This is a genomic window from Staphylococcus sp. GDY8P47P (assembly GCF_016892225.1).
Taxonomy (GTDB): domain Bacteria; phylum Bacillota; class Bacilli; order Staphylococcales; family Staphylococcaceae; genus Staphylococcus; species Staphylococcus borealis.
Map to the genome: position 1 here is coordinate 1 of NZ_JAFENV010000009.1, position 19,299 is coordinate 19,299.

17 protein-coding genes and 3 pseudogenes are annotated in these 19,299 nt (G+C 29.3%); 7 read left to right on the plus strand and 13 right to left on the minus strand.

Annotated features, from left to right (window positions below):
* Positions 1-108: 108 nt before the first annotated feature.
* The gene (locus JVV30_RS02840) at positions 109-1,002 is read left to right on the plus strand and encodes a DUF6994 family protein (protein ID WP_247878241.1); all 894 of its coding nucleotides are present in this window, start codon (positions 109-111) and stop codon (positions 1,000-1,002) included.
* Here JVV30_RS02840 and JVV30_RS13395 read toward each other — a convergent pair.
* Entirely contained in the window at positions 993-1,124 is a 132-nt protein-coding gene (locus JVV30_RS13395; protein WP_256262984.1) for a hypothetical protein, read from the minus strand. The genes JVV30_RS02840 and JVV30_RS13395 overlap by 10 nt on opposite strands.
* Positions 1,125-1,191: 67 nt before the next feature.
* Between JVV30_RS13395 and JVV30_RS13400 the strand changes: the two genes are divergently transcribed.
* The 3 genes from JVV30_RS13400 (at position 1,192) to JVV30_RS02850 (ending at position 2,976) form a co-directional block, all read left to right on the plus strand.
* On the plus strand, positions 1,192-1,317 hold the full coding sequence (locus JVV30_RS13400) for a hypothetical protein (protein ID WP_275430014.1): 126 nt from the start codon (positions 1,192-1,194) through the stop codon (positions 1,315-1,317).
* 106 nt (positions 1,318-1,423) lie between these two features.
* A complete protein-coding gene (locus JVV30_RS02845) occupies positions 1,424-1,816 on the plus strand; it encodes a serine integrase family protein (RefSeq protein ID WP_002486172.1) in 393 nt (130 codons plus the stop codon).
* Positions 1,817-2,751: 935 nt separating this feature from the next.
* Positions 2,752-2,976: a hypothetical protein gene (locus JVV30_RS02850; protein ID WP_002486170.1), complete on the plus strand. Its 225-nt coding sequence runs from the start codon at positions 2,752-2,754 to the stop codon at positions 2,974-2,976.
* A 387-nt stretch (positions 2,977-3,363) separates the two neighbouring features.
* On the opposite strand, the gene JVV30_RS02855 is transcribed toward JVV30_RS02850, so the two are convergent.
* The 4 genes and pseudogenes from JVV30_RS02855 to JVV30_RS02865 all read right to left on the minus strand — a co-directional run bounded on the left by JVV30_RS02855 (position 3,364) and on the right by JVV30_RS02865 (position 9,267).
* Positions 3,364-6,894 carry an N-6 DNA methylase gene (locus JVV30_RS02855; RefSeq protein WP_193839849.1) on the minus strand — a complete coding sequence of 1,177 codons (3,531 nt, stop codon included), beginning with the start codon at positions 6,892-6,894 and terminating at the stop codon, positions 3,364-3,366.
* A gap of 35 nt (positions 6,895-6,929) precedes the next feature.
* A pseudogene (locus tag JVV30_RS13185) lies at positions 6,930-7,222 on the minus strand (hypothetical protein); the annotation flags it as partial.
* A 12-nt stretch (positions 7,223-7,234) separates the two neighbouring features.
* On the minus strand, positions 7,235-8,455 hold the full coding sequence (locus tag JVV30_RS02860) for a hypothetical protein (protein WP_204193337.1): 1,221 nt from the start codon (positions 8,453-8,455) through the stop codon (positions 7,235-7,237).
* Entirely contained in the window at positions 8,455-9,267 is an 813-nt protein-coding gene (locus JVV30_RS02865; protein ID WP_053038306.1) for an abortive infection system antitoxin AbiGi family protein, read from the minus strand. The genes JVV30_RS02860 and JVV30_RS02865 overlap by 1 nt, the downstream gene beginning before the upstream one ends.
* A 190-nt stretch (positions 9,268-9,457) precedes the next feature.
* On the opposite strand from JVV30_RS02865, the gene JVV30_RS02870 reads away from it, so the two are divergent.
* From JVV30_RS02870 to JVV30_RS02880, 3 genes are read left to right on the plus strand one after another with little or no spacing between them, the layout of a single operon-like run.
* On the plus strand, positions 9,458-10,972 hold the full coding sequence (locus JVV30_RS02870; RefSeq protein WP_119882041.1) for a class I SAM-dependent DNA methyltransferase: 1,515 nt from the start codon (positions 9,458-9,460) through the stop codon (positions 10,970-10,972).
* Entirely contained in the window at positions 10,962-12,227 is a 1,266-nt protein-coding gene (locus JVV30_RS02875; RefSeq protein ID WP_193839844.1) for a restriction endonuclease subunit S, read from the plus strand. Before JVV30_RS02870 ends, JVV30_RS02875 begins: the two co-directional genes overlap by 11 nt.
* Positions 12,211-15,330, plus strand: coding sequence for a type I restriction endonuclease subunit R (locus JVV30_RS02880; RefSeq protein ID WP_053038303.1), 3,120 nt, complete (start codon positions 12,211-12,213; stop codon positions 15,328-15,330). The genes JVV30_RS02875 and JVV30_RS02880 overlap by 17 nt, the downstream gene beginning before the upstream one ends.
* Before the next feature lie 76 nt (positions 15,331-15,406).
* Here JVV30_RS02880 and JVV30_RS02885 read toward each other — a convergent pair whose 3' ends face one another.
* The 8 genes and pseudogenes from JVV30_RS02885 to JVV30_RS02920 form a co-directional block, all read right to left on the minus strand.
* Positions 15,407-15,973, minus strand: a complete 567-nt coding sequence (locus tag JVV30_RS02885; RefSeq protein ID WP_031796885.1) for a peptidase — start codon at positions 15,971-15,973, stop codon at positions 15,407-15,409.
* 150 nt (positions 15,974-16,123) lie between these two features.
* Complete coding sequence (locus JVV30_RS02890; RefSeq protein ID WP_002437519.1) at positions 16,124-16,345, minus strand: hypothetical protein; 222 nt, start codon at positions 16,343-16,345, stop codon at positions 16,124-16,126.
* Positions 16,346-16,358: 13 nt separating this feature from the next.
* Complete coding sequence (locus tag JVV30_RS02895) at positions 16,359-16,862, minus strand: DUF1643 domain-containing protein (RefSeq protein WP_053038302.1); 504 nt, start codon at positions 16,860-16,862, stop codon at positions 16,359-16,361.
* 14 nt (positions 16,863-16,876) lie between these two features.
* Positions 16,877-17,188: a DUF960 family protein gene (locus tag JVV30_RS02900; protein ID WP_031796883.1), complete on the minus strand. Its 312-nt coding sequence runs from the start codon at positions 17,186-17,188 to the stop codon at positions 16,877-16,879.
* Between the two features lie 93 nt (positions 17,189-17,281).
* Positions 17,282-17,620, minus strand: coding sequence for an SAUGI family uracil-DNA glycosylase inhibitor (locus JVV30_RS02905; RefSeq protein WP_031796882.1), 339 nt, complete (start codon positions 17,618-17,620; stop codon positions 17,282-17,284).
* A gap of 88 nt (positions 17,621-17,708) precedes the next feature.
* Positions 17,709-18,056: pseudogene (locus JVV30_RS02910) on the minus strand (cassette chromosome recombinase CcrC); the annotation flags it as partial.
* A 97-nt stretch (positions 18,057-18,153) separates the two neighbouring features.
* Positions 18,154-18,684: a hypothetical protein gene (locus tag JVV30_RS02915; RefSeq protein ID WP_053038301.1), complete on the minus strand. Its 531-nt coding sequence runs from the start codon at positions 18,682-18,684 to the stop codon at positions 18,154-18,156.
* Between the two features lie 437 nt (positions 18,685-19,121).
* A pseudogene (locus tag JVV30_RS02920) lies at positions 19,122-19,253 on the minus strand (SAUGI family uracil-DNA glycosylase inhibitor); the annotation flags it as partial.
* Positions 19,254-19,299: the final 46 nt, after the last annotated feature.

Below are 19,299 nucleotides of genomic sequence, written 5' to 3' on the forward strand. Positions count from 1 at the left end.
AGGAATTATGTCCCAGCCTCTCTTACCTTTATTTTTTTGATTAATATTTTACTCAGGAAATTTTACATTAAATTTAAAAGTATTATACAATTAAATTATTAGTTTCTAGTGAAGAAATACGTATTAAATTTATTATTAACTGTAGCACATTATCAAGCAATTGTACTGTTAAAAGGGATTGGTCATTCAATGAAACAATATGTTTATCAAAATGATATTAATTTAATAAACTCTTTATATGAGAGCGATTTTTGGAAGATAATAAAAGAAGACGCAGCATATTATCATAAAAATAATAAATTCAAGAAAGATAATGCTATACGAATACTTGAATCTCTAATTAAATCAATATATGTAGATCCTGATGGTTTTGATAAAGCTCTTGCAGCTGAAATGCAAGATTTCTATAACAAAATGCAAGAATCACAATACATCAAAGAGTCTTATTATCTTAGTATTAATCACCAGAAATGTAGTCTAGATGCTCTCATCGGATGGAAACCACTTTTCCGATTTAGAAATGGTGATAAAAAATGGTTAGATGACTTAGAACTTATTAGAGGAAATAGAATGGGCCATTTAGCTTTTCCAGTACAAAAAAATTCTCTTAATCAACTAAGAGGAATTTTATTAAAAGATAGAATTGATTATACTCTATTTGATATTAAATTATTTTATGACAATGCGGCTCATTTAAAATTACAGAAAGCTTACGAGCAAGAACCAACACGAAAATGGCTAAAATCATTTGGTACTTTTAATCAATTTATAGAGCGTATGCAATTGAATTACTTCGTCTATAAAGATCCCATCACATTTAAATATGATGTTATTGACTTATCATTGCCATATAATAATGATAAGTCACATTGCTTAAAAGAAATTCCCAAAAAAATTAAGCTTGAAGAAGCTTATATTACGAATATACTTAATTATATTAAAAAATGTGGCGAAGAATTATCTACTATCCATATGGACTTAATGAATGATTATTATGTATAATACGCTTCTAATTTTTCTAATGTAGTATCTAAACTGCAATTTTTATAATCGAAATCTTTATATTTACTAATCGGTATTAAATGATACGGATCTGTATTAATTGTTTTCTTAATAACCCTCATCAGCGTATTTGCATATTCTCAGTACTCAAAAATAAAAGCTTGTCACTAGAGAAAGAAAAACTGAAACTTGAGACTACCCAGGCTAAAAGCAAAACAGACAAAAACAGATAAGGAAAAAGAAAATAAGACAAAGATAGCAGAAAATAATTCTAATTCAACTGAAGAAATTTCAACAGAAACTGCTACAACTTAACAGTAGCATATCTCAAAGTGTATCCAGTTAATTTAATTCAGATAGACCATAAAGCAAAACATAAAACATAAAAGCCTACCTAAACGAATAATCGGAGATGATAATAATGAAAACAGCTGCAATCTACTTGAATGAAGGAAATGAATCACAATTTGGAGTATCCTTAGAAGAGCAACTAGACATACTTACAAAAATTGCTAAGGAAAAAGGCTATCGTATCGAAAAAGTTTATATTGATATTGAAGAGCACTTTATAACAGGCTACTATCCTAAATTAAATGAACTTAACGGTAAAATATATAATACAGATTATGATTTAGTTTTATTCTATAAGTCATTTAATATGTTTCACGAAATATATGATTATCTGAAGCAGATAGAGTTTTGCATTAACAGTCATGTCGATGTTTATAGTCACATGGAATTTATAGATTCTACTGCTGGTTCAGAAGGACTTAAATTTATACATGGTCTTATAGCAACAGACGACTGTCTATAGACAATACTGAGAGGAGACATAGTGTAAAAAACGTGTATGAATATAACATAGAAACACATTACTTAAATTAACAGGAGGAAGAAACGTGGCAGATTATAAAAGATTGCTAAGGACAAAATTCGTGAAGCTAAATTAGATGAAAAATCAAAAATATATTATGCGAAAGGAAAATAATTATCACAGGATGAAGACTTAAAGAAGAATTCTGCTGACTATGGCAAAGGATTCATTAACGGACTAAAAAATATGGAAACTATCCCAATGTTAGCATTAACATTCGTTATGATGCTATTGCTATAGATACCTATGAAGTATGGATTCATAACAATTTCTCTACTTACAGGTCAAGATGGTATGAATAACAAAGAAATGCGTGAAATAGACGGTAGATTACAAGAATGTTATAACGATATGATAGAGGAATAGCAATGACATCATCTAAAATTATAGAGTTACTATTACTACATTTTCTTTGCGTATTTATCGTAATACAAATAGGATTGGTGATGGTTGGATTTTTTATAACCATCCTTTTTTGGTCATACTTATTGTTTATAATTATCTACGTTGGATTTTTAGCACCACCCTGGAAGAAAAGACAATGTTGCTAAATAATAAATACGCTCATCTCTGCAATAAGAGATGAGCGTATTTTATATTTTTTTAATTTTTTACCTATATGTAAATATTCTAAATTTACATAGACAATTTTACACAATAAGTATATATATCATTATAAAATAGTAATAACAAAATCAATCATCAAGAGGCACTTTATGATAATTGCTAATAGAATTAAAGGCCTTATCTAAATCGATTATAAAATCAACCAAGACCTAAGAGACTATGGCAGTTGTGACCTCGGAAAACAAGATATCAACGAGTTGCATAAAGCGTTAAAAGTCCTTAATGATAGCAATAGATTTCGTTTTATCGTGAGCTATAACGCTGACAATCCAGAAAATATTACCTACGAACGCTTCGATGAGAAGAAGACTGCTCGTGTGTCGCCTGAAGCGGTTATTAAGCAATTACAAGATACTATCGATACAATTCAACAGCTAGTTGATGAAGATAGGCTTGCAATAATTATAAAAGATAATCATTCAATAATAATGCTTTCTATTGCTGCAAACGAAATAACTATTGATATCTCATAATAATATAATATTTTCATGCCCTAATAAAATTGTCTTGCCGTATATTACTCCGAATATAAGTTCAAAGATTATCTAAAAGATTATTTAGAGTTATAATACGAACACAATAAAAGATTCATAAATAGACTAAAAACTTAGAAAGATCTGTTGACGATATTGTATGTGTATTGGTCACATTTGAAAAATAATCAATTGAAAGTTTATAATTACATAAAAAACTAATCCTGTCCCAAAATGGGACAGCTAATTTTAACTTAACCTCAATATTAGTACTATTATTAGTTGAAGTAGTTTTTTGAAATTAATTCTCTATTACTATTTCCTTTATAATAAACCTGTAAAAAATTTTGAATAGTTTCTCTATCAAAGTAAATTATTTCCTTCTTCTTACTTTCGATACAGATCTTTTTTCATATTTTCCAACTTTAAAAATTCTTTTTCTAATTCGTCTATATTTTCTTCAATGCGAACAACTTCATTTATTATCTTTTCTTGTTCTTTTAAATTGCTTGGGAAATTCAGTATAATATTTGTAACCATAGGTACAGTAAGTTGTTGAGTAGTAGTCCCGCTACTGAAAAAATCTGCATTTTTTAAAGCGATTTCCAACATTTTCGTTTTAATTTTAGTTTTGTCTGGTATAGCTGTTATTAATCTAACAATTGGTGTAAAATTTGGTTTTCTCATTTTTATATAGCCGATTGTTCCCCTAGCTGAGATAGTAACCGCCTCTTCGAATACCTTTGGTATTCTACTCCAACCATATAATCCATCTTCTTTTTCCCCATTTGAATATATAGGATACATGTATTTATCTGTGGGAACAATTGACTTATCACTTGGAGCATCCCCCCCTGCAAAAATTTCTGTAGTAACATCAGATAATTTCTTATTAGCCCCTTTAATATTACTTACAATACTTAGGATATTATCATTAAATTCATTTATTTTTTCTAATATTTTTTCTTGTTCATAATCAAGTATTTCTAATTCTTTAATTATTTTTTCTTGCACATCCAAAGATGGAATAACTAATTGCATCCTTTTCATTTTATGCATTGAAGCTCTATTTGTTCTAGAAAAACCAAATGTTTCACCTTGCATTTTTATTAGTTCCACAAGATATCTAGGTTTAATTTCCTCAGAATTAATACGCAAATATCCTATATGATCAGTGGGGTAAAATGGTTTGTTTTCTTTTATATAGTTCACTTGCCAATCACCATCTATCCCCCATATTATCGAAGGTTTAGTAAAATCTTCAATTATATTTTTATTAATGTAGCCAAATGGCTTAAATACATTAGCTGAATAAACAGGTAATTTACCATCTTTAACTAGTTCCTCATCTTTAACTCTTTTACCAATGTTCATCTCAAATATTTTATTATCTCTTAATGATACCAATTGTTCGTTTTCTGCTAACATTATAGTTTGTCTTTTATATGTGTTTATTCCTAAATTCAAATCTTGATCTTCCCAAGATATTAATTCGGGTAATCGAGCATATTGTACATTTTCATGTTCAACTTTATCCTTGTTACTAAAATTATTTCTAATGATAAAATTTATCTTTGTATTATCATAAAAATTATCATGATTATATAAATCATTATTTATTTTTGATAATTCACCATTTAAATATTTTATTCCTTCTGAACCTTTTCTATTGCTCCATTCATAACCTAAAAACTGTTTCAATTCTTTTCCAGCTGCTGGAGTTTTAATTATAATAACATCATTTTCCTGATGATCACTAATTAGATAATATATTAGTTTTTCTTTGTATTTATTATTTTTTAGGATATCCTCTAAGGATAAACCAAGAATATTTGCAAATACTCTCAATTTATGTCCATCGCTAAATAATTCATCATATTTATCTTTTTCATCATACCATGCATCAACTCGATTTTTATAGTGATCATATAAATCTAATTCACTCAATCTTTTTCTTAAGAACAGCGTTACAGTATTAGTACCTGTCTTTCCAAAAGTGCCCTTACCAGCTTCAAATATTGCAATAATTTCAAATGATTCAATAATCATTTTTCTTGTATTAATAAATATACTTTCATTTTTCTGTAATATTGATGATGGTAGTATTATACCGGCTATTCCTCCTGGCTTTAATAACTTTTTCATCTTCTCAACAAAAAATGCTTCTATAGCTTTATTTGTTGAGACATTATTAACTAATTTGAATAATTCATAATCCTTTTTACTTTTCTCATCTAAAGTATCAAGGAATCCAGTTACAGAATATGGTGGATTTGCAATTAAAATATCATAAGTACCATTTGCAATTTCTTCGGTCTCAAGTAGTGCATCCTGAAAATAGATTTGTGCTTCAACTGCTCCATACATTAATGCTGATACTTTACTAACTTTTGCTAAGCGACTTTCTTTCTCTAAACCATAAATATTTTTATGATATTCTGATATATTTTTCTCCGAATCTACATATTTTTTCAATATACTTGCATATTCAGTCAAAAAATGACCTGATCCACATGCGTAATCAATTACTTTAGGCACTTTACCATTTTTTATTATTTCATCGATTGGTAAAGAACTTATAATGAATTTAACAATTGGTAATGGAGTAAAAAACTGTCCCTCAGATTGTTTTATTCCTTGATCAAGTAATTTTTCAAATAAATCTCCTAAAAATTGATGTTGTTTACTATTAGTTAATGATACATCTTGAAATATCTCAACAATTTCACTTAATATCTCAAAATTTTGATTAAATAAACTCTCATTATAAACATCAATAAATGAGAAAAAGTTATCAGTATAAAATTTAAGTTGATCAAAGTAATTTTGAATTAAATCTTTCGTAGCATCCTTATCATTGATAAACAAGGAGAATGCTCTATCTACATCTCTTGTATCAATGTACGTAACATCTTCCTTTAAATAATCTTTCATTCCATCTCGATATAGTCTCTGTAATCTATCTACGAGAGCCTTTTTTTCATCAAATGCTATACCACGCCAATAAAACTCTAATGGTTTTTTAGTATTTAGACTTTGCTTCTCATCCACAATTTTTGCCAATAATAAATTTAACAATCTATCAAAAGCGTTTTCTCCACCTGATACATTGTACTTCCTTAATATTTTTCTGAATTTGTTTATTAGTCCATCAGTATCTAATGGATTGTTATAAATATCATCAACGGTTAATCTCATCTCTGATATTTCAAAAGGTGTAGCATTTTCTTCAAACATACCTGCTGTTGAATATGCCTGATCATAAACCTCATTCCAAATTCTAAATAATTCTTCTGAGTCACTTGACTTTAAATATAAATTTTTATCATTCTTTTCGTCAATTTTATTAAGAAATTCAATATTATCTTTAAAGCTAATTATATGATAATCTCTAATTATACTATTTTCAAAAATATCCGATGTATATAAGATTCCATATGGTATACTCTCAGAATTCCTTAGTTGATCAACATAAGAAAATAATTGATATCCATTGTCATTTATTGTCTTTTTCCAAGCACTATCAAACTCTTTACCATTAGTTTTAGCTTCAATAATAGCATAATATCTTCCTTCGTTATCTTTAATTAATACATCTGACCATGCTGTAATTTTTTCTTTACCTCTTCCAATAGAGATAGAAAATTCCAACTCAATTTGTTTAGGTAAATATCCTATTTCTAGTAACCTATTTACTACTTCAAAAATAACAAAATTTTCATTGGATGAAAAATTTGTAGTAGTATTTCTATGTATAGTTAATTCTTTTGGATAAGTAAATTTGTTTTTTTCAAAATCTACTTCAATTTTACATTCATTTACAGTTCCTTTATTAAAATACTTACAGAATCGATCACTTGTTACTTTTTCATAATCTAAAATTTCTAATAAAGAAAATAAATCATTTATAGTTATCATACTTTTTTCACACCTTTATGAATTTATATCTGTGACTAATTATATACTATTCTTAGTTTATTGTTCATACTACATTCATTATAAAAAACCTCATCACTTATGATATGCTTCTCCCTACCAGTGATTTTACTAAAAAATTCTGTAGATATAACATTTCTAAATAGATGAAAAAAGACAATTTCTATTGATATAATATAGAAATCGTCTTTTTTTTATAAATTTTCGTATTATTTTCAGCTTATTGAGCTGTTACCTTTCTTATATTCAGTGCTATTAATATGAAACCAAAGTATCTTTTAGTTTTATTTATTTCACGAGTGAAACCCATCTTAAAGAGTATTTAATTTGATTTATAGTTACTAATAAAGGCATCTAAAGTTTTCGCTTCTTCAAAAGCAATATTTTCTAATCCGATAGGTTCGGTTGTGTTGAATGAAGCTTTTAAAATAGTAGTAATTACATCTTCAGGATTAAATTTTAGTTTAAATTCATCATCTTGTAATTTTTCATAGTCTGAGGATTTTACTTGATAATAACATTGATATTGTGTGTAAGAGATTTTTTGAGTAAAAATAGTTTTTGTTACTTCTTCCTCTTGAATTAAGGTGAATTTTTTTCCTTTTATATCTTCTAAATCGAAGGAAGATGTTTTGATTAGTAAACTTTCTAAACGCTTTTCTTCCAATATTAGTTTTTGTTTATATAATAAAAAGTAGGTTTTTACTCCTTCTATAATTTCTTTAGAATTAAACGGGGTGGATATCTTAAATTCTTTATCCAACGAATTTTGAAATTCATGAATAATTTCAAATAATTTTAAATCTTTGTTTAAAGATTCTAAGATTTCTTTATTTTTACTTGCTGAATCATTATTAAATTTTATCTTATTTGCTGTATACATTTCGCCACTAGCTAGCGCTATTAACATTTTATAAGTATCAATTATATTAGTTGTATTTACCTCCCCTTTATTTTCATTAAAAAGATGATGAAATCCCCAACTAATATATTCTAAATTTTTTTCTATTAACATGGATATCTTTATATATCGGTCCCGATATAAATATTTCATTTCTTTTTTACTATCATATGCTTTTCTATAAAAATCTAATTCTTTAAATTTCCCATCAACTTTAATTGATATATTTAGTTTATCTTCTTCATTAAATTCTGGAGCTTTCATTATTATATATGTTTCTGTATCTTCATTATTCGCAATAGATTTATAAACATCACTATCTTCAAGAGGTATATCTTCAAAAAATTGCTCCATTTTATAATCATGTATTTCAATCATCTTTTGACTATTTTTTAAGTAAAATAAAAATTCATTTGAATTTTGATAATCCTTAAGTTTGAATTTTAGTTTACTCGTCAATTCATTTTTTAATACTGCAGAATTCTCATTAACTGCGTCATACTTCAATTCTTTAATTAATTCTTCTTTACTTGGATATTGTTTTTTCAATTTATTCTGCAATTCTCTATCTAATTCATTAACAATTAATGACGGCATTTTATCGCTGTTTAAAGTTTTTTTAATTTGTTTTTTACTAAGCATTACATAAAATCCTCTCTTAAGTGATTTAAGACACTTATTTTTGAAATGAGTAAGCTTTTTTCTTGATCATCGTAATTAGAGCAATTAATATCATTTATTAGCTGAATAACGTCCTCTTCTTTTTCAACAATAATGTACCTAATATCTTCACAATTAAATTCTAATTTATTACTTGATAATTTTGTTAAAGCTTCATTATAATAATTTCTTTTAGAGTCACTATTTTCATTGATGTAAAAAGGATCTAAATCTTCATCAACTAATTTTATACTTCTCCATTCTTGTTCATCCATGAATATTTTCTCTTCTATTTTATCAGTTTTTTCACAATATTGGCTTCCTTTAAAATGTTTTAAGAAAAATAATGAAGCGAATATAAATTCATATACTTTTTCATCAGTGTCTGGTTTATTAACTATATTATTAAACACTTCTTGATACATTTTAATATACTCACTAGTATTCGATACATAATGCAATGGCTGTAGGTTTTTGTTTACTCCCCAAGATTTTTTCATACATATCGCATAGTCTCCATACCATTTATTATGATCTTTTAATTGATTTAATGGTATATCACAAAAACATAACATTGGAAACGTAATGTCTTCGATAGGAATTCTCTTTCCACTTAAGTCAGTAGTCTCTATATTTAAATATTCTACTTCTTCAGTTACATACCTAAATTGGAAATAACCATTTATTATTATGTCTTTAAGCCAATTATATTTTTTAACACATTTAATGAATACATTTGCATTTTGAGCACTTAATGGAGTTTCTTTAGCTTCTTGAACTTTAAAATTTTTCATAATTCCACCTAGTTATATTTTATAAGAGCAATATTACGACACCGCTCCATTTTTCCACTTTTATTTAATAATAATCTAATTAATATTTTTAGTCTATTTGTTATTTTTTATAAAATCAATTAGATTATGTACATCAAAATTCAATATTTTGCTATATTTAAGCTAAGAATAATTTGAAAGGAATTATTAAATGGCAACTATTGGATTTGAAGAAAAACTATGGCAAGCTGCAGATAAATTAAGAGGAAGCATGGATGCTGCTGAGTATAAAAATGTAGCATTAGGTTTAATATTTTTAAAATATGTATCAGATTCTTTTGAAGAAAAGTATGAAGAATTGAAGCAAGATCCTTATGCTGACGAAGAAGATCAAGATGAATACTTAGCGGAAAATATTTTCTGGGTACCAAAAGAAGCAAGATGGCAATATATCAATGATAATGCGAAAAAACCAGAAATTGGACAAATAATTGATAAAGCCATGATTGCAATTGAAAATGAAAATGAATCATTAAAAGGTGTGTTACCAAAAGAATATGCACGACCTGCGTTAGATAAAGAAAAATTAGGTGACATTATTGATTTATTTACATTTAAGGTTGGCGATACTGAAAGTCGTAAACAAGATGTATTGGGCCGAGTGTATGAATACTTTATTGCTAAGTTTGCAAGTGCCGAAGGTAAAAATGCCGGAGAGTTCTATACCCCATCATCAATTGTAAAATTATTAGTTGAGATGATTGAGCCTTATAAAGGTCGTATTTACGATCCATGTTGCGGTTCAGGTGGGATGTTTGTACAAAGTGAACGCTTCGTTGAGAAACATCAAGGTCGATTAGACGATATTGCGATTTACGGACAAGAATCTAACCCTACGACTTGGAAATTAGCAAAAATGAACTTAGCTATCCGTGGTATTGATAATGACTTAGGTGAACGAAATGCTGATACATTCCATAACGATCTACATAAAGGATTAAAGGCAGATTACATATTAGCCAATCCTCCTTTTAATGCAAGTGATTGGGGACAAGAACGATTACTTGATGATTATCGTTGGCAATTTGGAATACCTCCAAAAGGTAATGCCAACTATGCATGGATTGAACATATGATTTCAAAATTAGCACCTAATGGTACAGCAGGATTTGTATTAGCCAATGGATCAATGTCTACAAGTGGAAAAGATGAATTAGAAATTCGTAAAAATCTTATTGAACAAGATTTAGTGGAATGTATTGTTACTTTACCTGGTCAACTCTTTTATTCAACACAAATACCTGTATGTCTTTGGTTCATTAGTAATAATAAAGGTCAAATTGGTAAAAAAGAACGTAAAAATGAAATTTTATTTATTGATGCTCGTGAAATCGGTCGTATGGTAACTAGAACATTAAAAGAATTTTCAGATCAAGATATTCAAAAAGTAACACAAACATATCATGCTTGGAGAGGTACAAACGATAAATCATACGAAGATATAGCTGGATTTTGTAAAGTAGCTAAGGTGGAAGAAGTTAAAAATAACGAATATATTTTGACACCTGGACGTTATGTCGGTTTAGCCGATGTTGAAGAGGATGAAGAACCATTTGAACAAAAAATGGAACGCATTACTTCTGAATTAAGTGAACAATTTGCTAAATCAAAAGAACTTGAAGACCAAATCCGTAAATCACTGGAGGGGTTAGGTTATGGAGTTTAAAAAGGTTAAATTAGGTGAGATATCTATTATAACTATGGGGCAATCTCCTAAATCAGAATTTTATAGTGAAATTGATGGTACACCATTTTTACAAGGAAATAGAACTTTTCAGCACATTTATCCAGTTATTGATACTTATACAAAAAAAGTTACTAAATTAGCTAATGCTAATGATATTTTATTTTCAGTTAGGGCTCCGGTGGGAGATATAAATATAGCACCTGTCGATCTATGTATTGGTCGGGGACTATGTGCAATAAGATCAATAAATAATAATCAAGAATTTTTATTTTATTTATTGAAGTCAAAAATTAATGAATTGGAATCTCAAGCAACAGGAACTATTTTTAGTTCCGTAAACAAAAAAACTTTAGAAAATTTTATTGTAAATATACCTAATGAAAAGCAACAAAAACATATTGGAACAATATTATCTAATTTAGATAAAAAAATTGAGCTAAATCAAAAAATCATAGCAAACCTTGAAGAACTGTCGCAAACACTATTCAAACGCTGGTTTGTAGATTTTGAATTTCCAGATGAAAATGGTAATCCTTATAAATCTAGTGGTGGAGAAATGGTTGATAGTGAGTTAGGTAAAATACCTTTAAATTGGAATGTTAATGCATTAAAAAATATAACAGATATTAGAACAGGATACGCATTTAAATCAAGTGAATATATTTACAGTAGTAAATTATCAGTCTTAAGAACTTTAAATATATCTAAGACTAGCTGCTTAATTGAGATGAGTAATTTAAAATTTGTTTCTAATGATTATATAAATATATCAAAATATAATAAATATTCATTGGAAATTTTTGATACTTTATTAGTAACAGTTGGGGGATCTATAGGTAATATAGGTATTATTACAGAATCTAATTTACCATCTTTACAAAATCAAAATATGTGGAGATTTAGAACTCTCAATTCAAATATAAATAATCCTTTAATTTATAATATAATAAAAATAATAAATAAAAATGTAAGTAATCAAACATCAGGTTCTGCTAGAGAATTTTACACTAAGAAAGTATTTGAAAATTTTAAAATTGCTTTACCTAACTTAAATCATCCAATGTTATTAAAAGCAAATCAAATTCATTTAAATCTTTTTAAAAATATTAGTAATCTTAATAAAGAAACTAATAATTTAGTAAAATTACGAGATACTCTTCTCCCTAAACTAATGTCTGGAGAACTAGAAATATCTGATGATGTTGAGGTGAATACGGATGAACTTTCAATTTAATGAAGATGATTTAGAACAAGTCGCATTAGAATGGTTACAATCACTAGGCTACGACTATAAAAAAGGTAATGAGATTAGTATGACAGGTCTAGCGCCAGAACGTAAAAGTGATAAAGAAGTTGTCCTTCATGAACGTTTAGAGAAAGCATTAAGAAAAATCAACTCAGACATCCATCCTCGTTTTATTGAAAAAGCGATGCATGAATTAATTTTAGAGAAGTCGCCCAATCTTTTAGAAAATAACCTTACCTTTCATGAAAATTTGATTAATGGTATTGAAATCGAAGACTATGATGACGAAGGACAATCGGTAGTAGAAATTGTTAAAATCGTTGATTTTGAACATCCACAAAACAATGATTTTTTAGCAGTCAATCAATTCACGGTCGTTAATGGAGACTATACAAAACGTCCCGATATTGTACTCTTTATCAATGGCTTACCTATCGTTGTCATTGAACTTAAAAATTCAACTAATGAAACTGTAGGCGTCGAAGACGGTTATCATCAATTAGAAACGTATAAGATGCGTATTCCACAATTATTTACATTTAATGAAGTACTTATTACAAGTGATGGTATTAATACAAAGGGGGGCTCCCTAACCGCAAATTATGATCGTTTTATGACTTGGCGTTCTAAAGATGGAGAAACTGAATCATCATCAAGTTTATCTAGCTTAGACATACTCATACATGGCATGTTGAATCCAGAAACTTTACTTGATTTAATTCGCTATTTTGTCTTATTCCAAGATGATGGCAAAGGACATATCAGTAAAATTCTAGCAGCGTATCATCAATACTATGCCGTTAATAAAGCGGTTGACAGAGCTTTATTAGCTTCATCTGGGCAAGGTGATGGAAAAGGAGGCGTTATTTGGCATACCCAAGGGTCTGGTAAAAGTTTGACTATGGTCTTTTTCTCAGGAAAATTAATTCAAATGCTTAATAATCCTACCTTAGTCATCGTGACGGATCGTAATGATTTAGATAACCAGCTGTACAGTACGTTTGTTAAATCAAAAGGTCGATCTGGTAAAGGATTATTAAGACAAACACCAAAACAAGCTGAAACACGTAAAGAATTAAAATCGTTATTATCTGTTGAGTCGGGTGGTATTGTATTTACAACAATGCAAAAATTTGAACCTGAACAAAATGAAACGACCATGGCTGCCCTAACTGAACGTAAAAATGTGATTGTCATGGCAGATGAAGCACATCGTACACAATATGGCTTTAACGCTAAATATGATGATAAAGGTGAAGGCATTAAATATGGTTATGCCAAATATTTAAGAGATGCTTTACCGAATGCAACATTCGTAGGATTTACAGGCACACCCGTAGCTTCAACGGATAAAAATACGCAAATGGTTTTCGGAAACTATATCGATGTTTATGATATGACACAAGCCGTAGCTGATGGAAGTACGGTTAAAATTTACTATGAAAGTCGTGTAATTCCATTAAATCTACCTCAAAGTTTAGATTTAGATGAAGCGTATAATGACATTACTGAAGATCAAGAAGAGGATGTAAAACAGCGTTTAAAATCAAAATGGTCCCGTATTGAAGCTTTAGCAGGCGCAAAACCTCGTGTAGAAGCCCTAGCCAAAGATATCATCCAACACTTTGAAACACGTCAACAAGCGATGAAAGGTAAAGGAATGATTGTAACGATGAGTCGTCGAATTGCTGTTGATTTATATGATGAAATCATTCGTCTAAAACCAGAATGGCATTCAGATGATGATGATAAAGGGGTCATCAAAGTAGTGATGACAGGTTCATCTAGTGACCCAACTTCTTTCCAAAGACATATTGGTCCTAAAAAACGTCGTAGTGTATTAGAAAAACGTATGAAAGATGTGAATGATGAATTACAACTCGTGATTGTTCGAGATATGTGGCTCACAGGGTTTGATGTTCCTTCTATGCATACCATGTATATTGATAAACCAATGAAAGGGCATAATTTGATGCAAGCAATTGCTCGAGTTAATCGAGTGTTTAAAGATAAGCCGGGTGGATTAATTGTCGATTATGTGGGTATCGCCGAAAGCTTAAAAGAAGCTCTTAAAGAATATACAGAATCTGATCAAGCTCAAACGGCAATAGATACAGATAAAGCGGTTGAATTGATGTTATTGAAGTATGATGTGATTCAAGATATGTTATATAATCTTGATTATTCTAAATTTAATTCAGAGAAAAAATCGGAACGTTATTATACAATATCGAATACGATGGATTATGTGATTGGTTTAGGTGAAGATGAACGTCAACGTTTTATTAAAACGGTCACAGAGTTAGGTAAAGCCTTTGCGCTTTGTGCGACTGAACCTACAGCCCAAGAACTCAATGATGAAATTGCCTTCTTTAAAGCGGTTAAAGCAGGACTTGTTAAATTGTTACAACCGCCAAAAGAAGGAAAAACACGTAAAACACCTGCAGAAGTTGAAGCAGAGATTAATCAACTTGTGTCACAATCTGTTGTGACTGAAGATGTCATTGATGTTTATCAAACGCTAGGTCTTGAACAACCCGATTTATCAATCCTATCTGATGATTTCTTAAAAGATGTCGAAGGATTGAAACAAAAAAATGTTGCGGTAGAATTATTAAATCGATTACTCAAAGGGCAAGTTAAATCATTAATGAAAACGAATGCGACAGTATCTAAGCGCTTCTCTGAGATGTTAGGAAATTCGATTAATAAATATAATAGTCGTTCCATTGAAACATCAAAAGTGATTGAAGAACTCATTCAACTTGCCAAAGATATTAAACAAGAACAACAACGAGGAAATGAATTAGGCCTAAATTCGGATGAGATTGCGTTTTACGATGCTTTAGTTTCACATGAAACAGCGAAAAAAGCGATGGAAGACAAAGAACTACGTGCGATTGCTCACGAGCTAACTAAAACAGTGAAAGAAAACATGAGTGTTGATTGGTCTAAACGTGATAGCGCAAAAGCTAAAATGCGTGTAGCTGTTAGACGATTGCTTAAGAAATATGGCTATCCGCCAGATTTACAAAAAATGGCTGTAGAGCAGGTCGTAGAACAAGCAGAACTTATGGCGAGTAATCAATAAAAAATAAACTAAAAGAGCATCCCTCACCGCAAAGTGAAGGATGCTCTTATATTAAAGATGACAATTCATATATACTTCATTCATTTATTTTATGACTAAAATCTTTTCTGAAAGCATCGTATGGACCTTTATAAAGAGTACTTTCTTTAGCATGTTGGACATGACGCTCTTTATCTTCATCGCTTCTATCATCAATATAATCAATAAATTCTCCTGTTCGCTTATCAATAGTGACAGCAGCTTTCATAGGATAACCTTCTGCATCTTGAGAAGTAAATTTGATAGCGTACACATTATTATCAGTTCTAGTACTATCTATACGATAGTCATTTCCTGTTCGTATAGGTGGAAACTCATCTTTTATTTTTTGAATAGCTTCATTTTCTGTTATTAGTTGCAGATCTTGTTGTGAACTTGAATTATTCTCAGTTGGTTGATTTTGTTCTGTTTGATTTATAATATTTTCTTGAGATGATTGTTTAGAAGTATCTGATTCATTCGAACTTGTATTGTTTGAATCAGTATGAGGGTTTTCTTTCTGTTTATTTTTCTCACTATTTTCCTCATCGCGCTCAATATTAATTGTACAAGCAGATAGTAAAAAAGAAGTTAAAAGTACTAAACTAATTATATATTTTTTCATAAATTAAATGTCCCTCCATTATTTTAAATTGTACAATACATTTCAAATAAAATTAAATATATATAATGGAAAATAGCAAAAAAATTAAATAGAGAGCATCCCTCACCGCAAAGTGAAGGATGCTCTAATTTTATTAAAAGTAATATATTTTTATTTTGATAGGTAATAATTAATAATATCTTGTAAATCATTGTTAAGGACCGTTGTAATAGAGTCATCATTCATAAAATCTTCATAGATTTTATCAAGTATTTCTTCATCTTCAATCGCTGTGAAATGATGTACTAATCCTTTTACAATCGATATATAATTTTTCGATTCTAAACAATTAGCAACCGTTCGCCAATCTGATTGTTTAGTTTCATGGTTCATAGATAATCCTCCTTTATTTCAATGTCCATTTTTGACGCGCTTTAGGATTAAGCGGATGCATAATTTCATTCGTTGCTGGATTTATGAGCTTTTTTACTTTCTTTTTATGAGGTTTTAACATTTCCATCACTTGCTCAACGCGTTCGACAACAACGGGACGCTTCGCATAAGCACCATAGGCTAAAATCACTGTGTCACTTTCACTTATAGCTTTCATTAAATGAATGTCGCTGTGTTTATCATAAGGTTCTTTAATATGTTTAAGATTCTCTGGGGTTTTAATATTAGAGAATAGATTTACAAGATATACAGCGCCATATTGTTCAGAGTTCGCTAATTGATTGAGGATAAGAACAGTCGTAAGATCGAGTGATAATACGCCATCTAAATGAGGATACATGGTTATCACCGTACAAACAGGTTTCTTTTCATCCCAAATTTTCTTGAGTAAGTAGCGGTGTTGTTCATCATCGCTAAAAATCGCTTCTGTGTGTATCGTACTTTTGATTGTATTCATCATCTTCACTCCTTTTAATATTCTTCAGGTAAAAGCATGACATAATAAAAAACGTCTACATCATCTTCTCGGATGACGTAGACTTTCTTAGGTATTGCTTTTTGATTTTTTACATAGTTTATATAGTGATATTCCAATTTGTATGCGGGTTGTTCTTGTTCATGTGTGATTGAGAGTATATTCTCATCTTCCTGCAGTCTAAAAATGTGTAGATAATCTGTATGAGGTTGATTGTCCCGTTCTTTTACCATATTCCAAAGTAAAATTTGAAGGTCTAGAGATATGTGTTCACTAATCCCTCGTGTAATGTATCGATTGATGTTCATACTATTCCCCTCCATTTTGTTTTTCTTTCATAATCTCAATTAATTCATTGATAACTGTGACAGATAGTTGAGCGACCTTGATCCAGTTCATAATTACTCGCCCCCTTTTTGTAACAAGTAGCGTTCATCAATAATGACTTGATGAGTGTCATTTAAAAATATAAAGTCTAAATCAAAATTATCTAAATAACCTATTGCTACTAATTCCTTATCTAGATAACATAAAAAAGGGTAAATGCTAATTTCATGTAATTCATCATTGTAATAGGTAAAAGTATTTAAAATTTTATTTTCAAGTGGACTATTTTTAATATATTTTTCAGGTAATACATCTTCAGCCACCGCATCTACGGTTTCACAAGCCCAAGTTTCTTGATAATTTAATTTAAATCGTTCAGTAATATACGTTTTAAGTTGTTTGCTTAGCGTCATTATAATGACCTCCTTAATTAATAATGTGTACTCCATAAATAAAATATATATTTATAAAATATTTCAAAATTCCTCCACTTTTGTCACTCTAAAAAAGTGGTAAAAGTGATAAATTTTCAATCCTATTTTTATTTGCGACATTTATCACAAAGTTAAATTTAGGCATAAAAAAAGACCCTTAATCTTTTTTCAAAGATTGAGGGATAAGACTTTCATCAATTTTATACCGTATGAGCTTCACTTTTTTATCTGTAGTAATTTCAACAGAATCAATCAACAACTTCATAAGCTGATTTTTTGCTTCAGGATTTGCTTCTCTTAAATAAACACTAAAACGACTTATTATCAAATTTAGACGACTCTTCAACTTATCAAAGTCTGGTACTTTTGTTTCTTCTAGATTAGATTGTTGAGACGTTTTGATTTGTTCTTCAAGCTAATAAAATCAAGTCGGCATCCATAATATTTTTCATAAAGGGCATTTAGGATGTTTATCATCATTGATATTTTAAATAATTACTTTCCTTATTATTTTATTCTGATTCCTTAAGAGCATCAATGTTTCTTTGTTGTTGCTCCATGTCCATACCTACATCTCCACGTTCTTCTTCATCATCAATATTGTTAACTTCATTATCTGTTACTGGCTCATCATCTTTTTCACTTGCGTTTGGATCTTGATAATATATTTCACGAGAAGTTGGTTGGAACTTTCCTTGTCTGGTTAATTCCCATAATTCTGGTGTCATTTCATCTCTTGTTGCAACACCGTCACCATCTTTATCTGCTTTAGCAATTTCCGCATTTACATCTAGTTCTTTATTTTTCTCTACAGTTTGTTCTTGTGCTAATTCAGTTGATTCTTCAACATTCTGTTCTTCATTTTTTTGCTCTTTTTTTGCTTCTTTTTTAGACTCTTTTTCTTTATTTGATTTTACTTCCTCTCCGTTCTTATCTTCTTTACTATTATTAATATCTGTAAAACTCTTATATCCAAATACTCCTGCCGCTAAGATAACTGCTAATAAAGCTACTGATGCTAAGACCATTAATAAATTTTTCATTTTATCTCCCCTTATTATTTTAAATTAGTAACCCCAAACTACGACGATATAATAAACTGCTGCTAGACTTTTTAGAGGTCTACATATCTTCAATCAACCTGATACATATGACTTGCTGTATCTAATCCTACTGCTAATAAAATTACCAATAATATCACTAATGATATAATAAGCGATGCATTTACACTTCGTTTGTTATCATTATATATCAAATTTACAAAACTTCTCTATATTTATTTTGATAATAAAGACTTTTTAAAATAACTAACTAATAAGAAAGTGTCATAAATTATTTATTTTCATTTCCTTTAATGATTTGATTGTCCATGCTTTTCTGGCAAAGAGATTCAACGGGTGCATCATCTCATTTGTTTGAGGATTTGTCAGAATGCTAACCTTTTTATTGCTTGTTTCTAACATATCCAATACTTCTTTGACCCGAGTCTTACATATTGATCAGGTATGATATTATCAGCAACTTCATCAATTGCTTCACAGTCCCACACCTCGTCTTTGGGTAATTTGAATAGATTCGTAATATAGTTTTTGACTTGTTGTTCCAATGTCATAATTATGACCTCCTAGTGTATTTGATTGATGCACACATTTATCACA

Excerpts from the sequence above, each read along its gene's own strand:
- JVV30_RS13395 (WP_256262984.1), bottom strand. The coding sequence starts at position 1,124 with ATGAGGGTTATTAAGAAAACAATTAATACAGATCCGTATCATTTAATA.
- JVV30_RS02845 (WP_002486172.1), top strand. The coding sequence starts at position 1,424 with ATGAAAACAGCTGCAATCTACTTGAATGAAGGAAATGAATCACAATTT.
- JVV30_RS02855 (WP_193839849.1), bottom strand. The coding sequence starts at position 6,894 with ATGATAACTATAAATGATTTATTTTCTTTATTAGAAATTTTAGATTAT.
- JVV30_RS02860 (WP_204193337.1), bottom strand. The coding sequence starts at position 8,455 with ATGCTTAGTAAAAAACAAATTAAAAAAACTTTAAACAGCGATAAAATG.
- JVV30_RS02865 (WP_053038306.1), bottom strand. The coding sequence starts at position 9,267 with ATGAAAAATTTTAAAGTTCAAGAAGCTAAAGAAACTCCATTAAGTGCT.
- JVV30_RS02870 (WP_119882041.1), top strand. The coding sequence starts at position 9,458 with ATGGCAACTATTGGATTTGAAGAAAAACTATGGCAAGCTGCAGATAAA.
- JVV30_RS02875 (WP_193839844.1), top strand. The coding sequence starts at position 10,962 with ATGGAGTTTAAAAAGGTTAAATTAGGTGAGATATCTATTATAACTATG.
- JVV30_RS02880 (WP_053038303.1), top strand. The coding sequence starts at position 12,211 with ATGAACTTTCAATTTAATGAAGATGATTTAGAACAAGTCGCATTAGAA.
- JVV30_RS02885 (WP_031796885.1), bottom strand. The coding sequence starts at position 15,973 with ATGAAAAAATATATAATTAGTTTAGTACTTTTAACTTCTTTTTTACTA.
- JVV30_RS02890 (WP_002437519.1), bottom strand. The coding sequence starts at position 16,345 with ATGAACCATGAAACTAAACAATCAGATTGGCGAACGGTTGCTAATTGT.
- JVV30_RS02895 (WP_053038302.1), bottom strand. The coding sequence starts at position 16,862 with ATGAATACAATCAAAAGTACGATACACACAGAAGCGATTTTTAGCGAT.
- JVV30_RS02900 (WP_031796883.1), bottom strand. The coding sequence starts at position 17,188 with ATGAACATCAATCGATACATTACACGAGGGATTAGTGAACACATATCT.
- JVV30_RS02905 (WP_031796882.1), bottom strand. The coding sequence starts at position 17,620 with ATGACGCTAAGCAAACAACTTAAAACGTATATTACTGAACGATTTAAA.
- JVV30_RS02915 (WP_053038301.1), bottom strand. The coding sequence starts at position 18,684 with ATGAAAAATTTATTAATGGTCTTAGCATCAGTAGCTTTATTAGCAGTT.